Annotated in this window: 5 protein-coding genes; 3 read left to right on the top strand and 2 right to left on the bottom strand. The window is 51.6% G+C overall.

What is annotated here, in order from left to right; genetic code table 11:
- Both R3196_RS10895 and R3196_RS10890 read right to left on the bottom strand, forming a co-directional pair.
- Positions 1-395, bottom strand: a 395-nt coding sequence (locus R3196_RS10895; RefSeq protein ID WP_318936789.1) for a DinB family protein, incomplete at its 3' end; no start/stop codon positions are given.
- A 2-nt stretch (positions 396-397) separates the two neighbouring features.
- Positions 398-940 carry a ferritin-like domain-containing protein gene (locus R3196_RS10890; protein WP_318936788.1) on the bottom strand — a complete coding sequence of 181 codons (543 nt, stop codon included), beginning with the start codon at positions 938-940 and terminating at the stop codon, positions 398-400.
- Positions 941-1112: 172 nt separating this feature from the next.
- Between R3196_RS10890 and R3196_RS10885 the strand changes: the two genes are divergently transcribed.
- The 3 genes from R3196_RS10885 to R3196_RS10875 form a co-directional block, all read left to right on the top strand.
- On the top strand, positions 1113-2159 hold the full coding sequence (locus R3196_RS10885) for a sodium:calcium antiporter (protein WP_318936787.1): 1047 nt from the start codon (positions 1113-1115) through the stop codon (positions 2157-2159).
- A 205-nt stretch (positions 2160-2364) separates the two neighbouring features.
- Positions 2365-2574 (top strand): cold-shock protein, encoded by a 210-nt coding sequence (locus R3196_RS10880; protein WP_318936786.1) that lies wholly within the window; start codon positions 2365-2367, stop codon positions 2572-2574.
- A 120-nt stretch (positions 2575-2694) separates the two neighbouring features.
- Positions 2695-2816: MscL family protein (locus R3196_RS10875; protein WP_318936790.1), on the top strand; the 122-nt coding region annotated here is incomplete at its 3' end.

The following is a 2816-nucleotide window of genomic DNA, read 5'->3' as shown; positions in this document are numbered from 1 at the left end:
TGCTGCATCTCATGATGCAGCCCGATAGTAACGGCTTCACTAAGATCGCCGCCGACCTTGGCAAATAGCTTTGCCATGGCCGAGTCGACATAGTCCCGGTAGGCCAGCACTTCACTCAACGGCGGGCGCGACAGCAGACCGCGAGCCGGGCGCGGATGCCGGTCACCGACAGTATCGTAATAGGAATTGAATAAATACGTATAAGATGGATGAAACACCTGGTAACCGGGCAGATGCGGCTGCAGCAGAAAGGTTTCAAAGAACCAGGTGGTATGGCCCAGATGCCACTTAGTGGGGCTGGCATCCGGCATCGACTGCAGAATCATGTCTTCGGCACTGAGCCAGTTGGTCAGTGCCAGGGTTTGTTGGCGTACGTGCTGATAGTCTTTTAGCAAAGTTAGTTCCCTGGTAGTCCTGCCAGAAGGCCTGCCATATCATCGGCGTGTTCTTCTTCCTGCGCCAGAATGTCTTCCATAATACGGCGTGAGGTCGGATCCTGATCACCCAGGTAGCGCACAATTTCGCGGTAGGTATCGATAGCGATGCGCTCGGCGATAAGATCTTCTTCGATCATCTCGCGCAGGCTATCGCCTTCAATAAATTCGGCGTGGGCGCGGCTGGACAGGCCTTCGGGAGAGAAATTAGGTTTCCCGCCAAGCTGCACGATGCGCTCAGCAATTCGATCGGCATGCTCCTGTTCTTCCTCGGCATGCTCAAGAAACTCTTCAGCGGCTACTTCTGCATGAATTCCGTCAGCCCGGAAATAATGGCTCTTGTAACGCAGGGTACAGACGATTTCAGTCGCCAGCGCTTCGTTCAGAATTTGAATAACATTCTCACGATTGGCGGAATAGCCTTCGGTTACAGCACCTTGATCGATGTGTTTACGGGCACGTTCGCGAATGGTCTTGATGTCGGTCAGAAATGGTTGATCAGTCATGCTAATTCCTCTCCGTTTTGGGGCGTTAAGGTGCAGATAGTCATACACATTTATCTACTCATACTATTTATAATAGGCGTAAATGGCAAACCAGGAGAATTTTCAGCCGCTGTACTATCCTTAATTTTTTCGTGACTTTTAAACTCGAATTGATGGGGCAGGGAGACGTAGATTGTCGTTACTTAACCCTGAAAACTGGACCCTCTGGCAGGCTGTCGCCATTTTTATCGCGAGTGCCTTTACTATTGCCGTCGCTGGTTTCCGCATTACCCGCGCCGTCGACCAACTGGCCGATCGAACCGGTATCGGCGAGGCCGCAGCGGGCGCCGTTCTGTTAGGTGCGGCAACCTCGCTGGGCGGGTCGGTATTATCGGTGACCGCAGCCTGGAATGGTAATGCCGAACTAGCCGTAAGTAATGCCTTAGGCGGTATTGCCGTACAAACCTTTTTTCTGGCGGTGGCTGATATGAGTTACCGCAAGGCCAACCTTGAGCATGCTGCAGCCTCGGCGCCGAATATGATGCAGAATGCACTGCTGATCTCTCTGCTTTCGATAATCCTGCTCGCCCCGTTTTTACCCGATCTAACCTTTTGGGGCATTCATCCCGTTACGCCGTTACTACTAGTTTTCTACGGGTACGGTATACGCTTGGTTCACCAGGCCCGGACGGTGCCAATGTGGAACCCGGTGACAACCCGGGAGACCCGCGCCGATGAACCCGATGAAAGTAACGTCAAAGCCAACCTTGGCGGCTTGTGGGGCGAGTTTCTGGTATTGATGTTGGTATTGGGCGCTGCCGGATGGGTTCTGGAGCCTTCAGCAACCGTACTGGTGCAGGAGACTCAGTTGACCAACACCATGGTCGGGATATTGCTGACTGCCATCAGCACCTCGATTCCGGAACTGGTGACCTCTATTGCTGCGGTGCGCCGCGGTGCTTTAACACTAGCCGTTGGCGGTATTATCGGCGGCAATGCCTTTGATACCTTGTTTACTGCCGCCTCGGATATTGCCTATCGGGACGGCTCGATTTACCATGCCTTCAGCGATCAGGCGAAATTTTGGGTGGCGCTGACCCTGCTGATGTCGGGCAGCCTCATGATGGGACTTCTGCGCCGTGAGCGGCAGGGGATAGGCGGTATCGGGTTGGAAAGCTTCACTATTATGGTGCTTTATCTGTCGGGTGTGGCGTTATTGATCACCGGCCTGGCAGGCTGATATCTGTCAGTCTTTAAATGATTGATTGACATCGGGCCGATTAAGCGTACACTCCCGGCTGTCGGTAAGAAAAATATTTATTTAGATACTCCACTTCGTTGCATATTATTCGTAATCACATCGTCCTGTAGTTTTAAGTTTCAGTTATTTTTTCCCCGCATGACCGCCTTTAACAGGGCTTAACAACTACACAGGATTTATCATTATGTCTAATACAATTACTGGTTCAGTAAAATGGTTCAACGAAGCTAAAGGTTTCGGTTTCATCGAGCGCGAAAACGGCGCTGACGTATTTGCTCATTTTAGCGCAATCGCCAGCACTGGCTTCAAGACGCTGACTGAAGGCCAACGCGTTGAGTTTTCTGTAACTCAGGGTCCTAAAGGCCCACAGGCAGAAAACATCGTAGCGATCTAAATCGCCGCGAAAACCTTTTAAAAGGCAAGCCCTCACCGGCTTGCCTTTTTTCGTTTCTACTCCGCCGAAACATCGACTACCCTTATTGGTGTCAATCGCTTAACCGTGGGAGGAATTGGGATGTCTGTATTGCAGGAATTTAAAAAGTTTGCGCTGCGTGGCAATGTGGTGGATATGGCGGTAGGTATCATTATTGGTGCCGCGTTTGGCCGGGTCGTGTCCTCGTTTGTTGCCGATATCGT

The sequence above is a fragment of the Pseudidiomarina sp. genome (assembly GCF_033722695.1).
Classification (GTDB): Bacteria; Pseudomonadota; Gammaproteobacteria; order Enterobacterales; family Alteromonadaceae; genus Pseudidiomarina.
The sequence above is the reverse complement of the archived record's forward strand: the minus strand, read 5'-3'. Positions and strand labels throughout refer to the sequence as shown.

What these genes read in the sequence shown, in the direction of transcription:
- R3196_RS10880 (WP_318936786.1), top strand. Translation starts at nt 2,365, where the DNA reads ATGTCTAATACAATTACTGGTTCAGTAAAATGGTTCAACGAAGCTAAA.
- R3196_RS10890 (WP_318936788.1), bottom strand. Translation starts at nt 940, where the DNA reads ATGACTGATCAACCATTTCTGACCGACATCAAGACCATTCGCGAACGT.